The following is a 3,833-nucleotide window of genomic DNA, read 5'->3' on the forward strand; positions in this document are numbered from 1 at the left end:
TGCCGTCGTCGGGGTCGGTTGATCTGGCGGGTGCGGGTCTGGGGTCGGCGGATCATCCGCTGCTGGGGGCGGCGGTGTCGCTGGCCGACGGGGACGGTTTCCTGCTGACCGGGCGGCTCTCCACCCATGCGCAGCCCTGGCTCGCCGACCATGTCGTGGCCGGTACGGCGATCCTCCCCGGTGCCGCGTTCGTCGAGCTCGTCATCCGGGCGGGTGATCACGTCGGATGCGACCGGCTCGACGAGCTGACCCTGCACGCCCCGCTCGCCCTCGCCGCCTCCACCGGTGTACAGGTGCAGATCCTCGTCGGCGCCTCGGACGAGGAGGGACGTCGCACGGTCGGCGTGTACGGATCGCCCGCGGGTGAGGACCACTGGACGCACCACGCCGGCGGCGTACTCTCCTCCAGCGGCCCCAACCCACTCAGAGGATCCGGTACGTCCGGTGAGGCGGGCACGTCCGCCGTGCCGGTCGCCGATCTCGGTGTGTGGCCGCCGCCGGGGGCGCGGCCGGTGAATCTGGACGGCTGTTACGAGTCGCTCGCGGACAGGGGGCTGGTCTACGGCGCCGCCTTCCGGAGGCTGCGAGCCGCCTGGCAGGCCGGGGAGACCGTCTACGCGGAAGTGGACCTCGCGGAGGACGCGGAGGCCGGCCGTTACGGCCTGCACCCCGTGTTGCTCGACGCCGCCCTGCACGCCCTCGCGGCGGTGCACGACACCGCCGAGACCCGGCTGCCGTTCTCCTGGGAGGGGGTGCGTCTGCACGCCTCCGGCGCCTCGGTCCTGCGCGTACGGCTGACGCCCACCGGAGACGGCACGCTGTCGATGGAGATGGCCGACGGCACCGGAGCGCCGGTGGCCTCGGTCGAGACGCTGGTCATGCGGCCCGTCGGCGCCACGGCGTCCGCATCGTCCCCTGTCGGCCACGACTCCCTGTACCGGGTCGACTGGCAGGCCCTTCCGGTTCCGGCGGCGGGCGACGGCACGCGGACCGGCCCGGCCGGCCGGATCGTGACGATCGACACCGCACGGGCCGTGACAACAGACGTCGAGCGAGCCGTGACGGTCGACGACAGCGGGACCGCGACGGTCGACGGCGTGACGGTCGGCGGTCGCTCCGGGGACGGCCTCCTCGCGGCGACCCGCGCCGCCACCGGTCAGGCACTCGCCGCCGTACAGGAGTGGCTGGAGTACGACGGCCCGGAGCCGCTCGTCGTCGTCACCCGGGGGGCCGTCATGCCCGGCGGACCGGCGGGCGCCGCGGTGTGGGGGCTGATCCGCAGCGCTCAGGCGGAGAATCCCGGCCGGATCACCCTGGTCGACACGGACACCGACGACCCCGGCGCGCTGGCGCGGGCCGTGGCGACCGGCGAGCCGCAGCTCGCCATCCGAGACGGCGAGGTCTACGTGCCCCGCCTGGCCACCCTGGCCTCGCACGGCGGGCTGCTGCCGCCCCCCGGGAAGGGAAACTGGCGGCTGGACGTCTCGCCCCGCGGCAGCATCGACAACCTGGTGCTCGCCGTCCACGACGACGGGCCGCTCGCGCCGGGGCAGGTGCGCGTCCAGGTGCGGGCCGCCGGACTCAACTTCCGCGACGTGCTCCTCGCGCTCGGCATGTATCCGGACGACGTACCACTCGGCGGCGAAGGCGCGGGCGTCGTCACCGAGATCGGCCCCGGGGTCACCGGGACGGCACCGGGCGACCGGGTGTTCGGCCTGTTCGGCGGGGCGTTCGGCTCGAGTGCGGTCGCCGACCACCGGGTGGTCACGCGTATCCCGGACGGCTGGTCGTTCGAGCAGGCGGCCTCGGTGCCGATCGCCTACCTGACCGCGTACTACGGCCTGGTCGAACTCGCCGGTCTGCGGCGCGGCGAGGCCGTGCTCGTGCACGCCGCCACGGGCGGGGTGGGCACGGCCGCCGTCCAGCTCGCCCGGCACCTCGGCGCGGAGGTGTTCGCTACGGCGGGCCCCGCCAAGCACGACGTCCTGCGCGGGCTGGGCTTCGACGACGCGCACATCGCCTCCTCGCGCACCCTCGACTTCGAACGGCGGTTCCTGGAGGCCACCGGCGGCAGGGGTGTAGACGTCGTGCTGAACTCCCTCGCCGGAGACTTCGTGGACGCCTCGGCGCGGCTGCTCCCGCGCGGCGGCCGGTTCCTGGAGATGGGCAAGACCGACCTCCGCGACCCCGGTGACATCGCGGCCGACTACCTGCCGTTCGACCTCATGCGCGCGGAGCCGGAACTGGTGGGGCGCATGTTCGCCGCCGTGCTCGCCCTCTTCGCGGACGGCGCGCTGAGGCTCCCCCCGATCGACACCTGGGACGTCCGGCGGGCACCCGACGCCTTCCGCTTCGTCAGCCGGGCACGGCATGTCGGCAAGGTCGTCCTCACCCTGCCCAGGCCGGTCGACCCCGACGGCACCGTGCTGGTCACCGGCGGGACGGGGGCGCTCGGCGCCGTGGTGGCGCGGCATCTGGTGGAGGCGTACGGGGTGCGCCGCCTGGTGCTGGCGAGCCGGAGCGGTGAGCGGGCGGCGGGCGTGCCGGAGCTGGTGGCGGAGTTGCGGGGGCTAGGGGCCGAGGTCGGCGTGGCCGCCTGCGACGTGGGCGACAGGGAACGGTTGCGGACGGTGGTCGAGGGGATCGGCACCGACCTGGTGGGAGTGGTGCACGCCGCGGGGATCGTCGACGACGGCGTCGTGGGCTCCCTGTCGCGGGAGCGGCTGGACGGGGTGCTGCGGGCGAAGGCCGATTCCGCGTGGTTCCTGCACGAGCTGACGCGGGATCTGGACCTGTCGCTCTTCGTGCTGTTCTCCTCGGCGTCGGGGACGCTGGGGAGCGCGGGGCAGGGCAACTACGCGGCGGCGAACGCGTTCTTGGACGCGTTGGCGGTGTGTCGTCGCGGGGAGGGGTTGGTGGGGGTTTCGCTGGGGTGGGGGTTGTGGGAGGAGCGTAGTGGGATCACGGGTGGGTTGGGTGAGGGTGATCTGGCGCGGATGGGTCGGGCGGGGTTCGGTGCGTTGTCCTCGGCGGAGGCGCTGAGACTCCTCGACACCGCCCTGACCGTGGACGAGCCGGTCCTGGTGCCGACGAAACTGAACCCGAACGCCCTGCGGAAGCGTGCCGACGACGTCCCCGCGATGCTGCGCGGCCTGGTGAGGGCCCCCGCGCGCAGGGTGGCGAGGCGGGCGGACCCGGGCACCACGTTCGCCGCGACCCTGGCGGCCATGACCGAGCCGGAGCGCGGGCGCGCCCTCCTCGACGTGGTGCGCGAACACGTCGCGGCGGTGCTCGGTCATTCCTCTCCGGAGGCGGTCGGTGTCGAGAGCGGGTTCAAGGATCTCGGGTTCGACTCCCTGACGGCCGTGGAGTTCCGCAACCGGCTGGGCGCCGCCGTCGGTACGCGGCTGCCCGCCACGCTGGTCTTCGACTACCCGACCCCGGTCGGCCTGGCCGCCTTCCTCCGCGAGGAACTGCTGGGCACGACCTCGACCCTGACCACGACTCCGGCCTCGGCCGGTCCGGTGGACGACGATCCGATCGTCATCGTCGGCATGGCCTGCCGCCTCCCCGGCGGGGTCACCTCTCCGGAGGAACTGTGGGACCTGGTGGCCTCGGGCCGGGACGCGGTGTCGGACTTCCCCACCGGCCGGGGCTGGAGCCTGGACACCCTCTTCGACGACGACCCTGATCGTGCGGGTACGTCGTACGCGAGGTCGGGGGGTTTCCTGCACGAGGCGGGGGAGTTCGACGCGGGGTTCTTCGGGATCTCTCCGCGTGAGGCGTTGGCGATGGATCCGCAGCAGCGGTTGCTGCTGGAGACCTCCTGGGAG

Annotated in this window: 1 protein-coding gene; it reads left to right on the forward strand. The window is 73.8% G+C overall.

Features of this window, described 5'->3' with window-relative positions; genetic code table 11:
* Positions 1–3,833, forward strand: a 3,833-nt coding sequence (locus ACFFRH_RS43970) for an SDR family NAD(P)-dependent oxidoreductase (protein WP_386164113.1), incomplete at both ends; no start/stop codon positions are given.

The sequence above is a fragment of the Streptosporangium vulgare genome, assembly GCF_042428775.1.
GTDB lineage: Bacteria > Actinomycetota > Actinomycetes > Streptosporangiales > Streptosporangiaceae > Streptosporangium > Streptosporangium vulgare.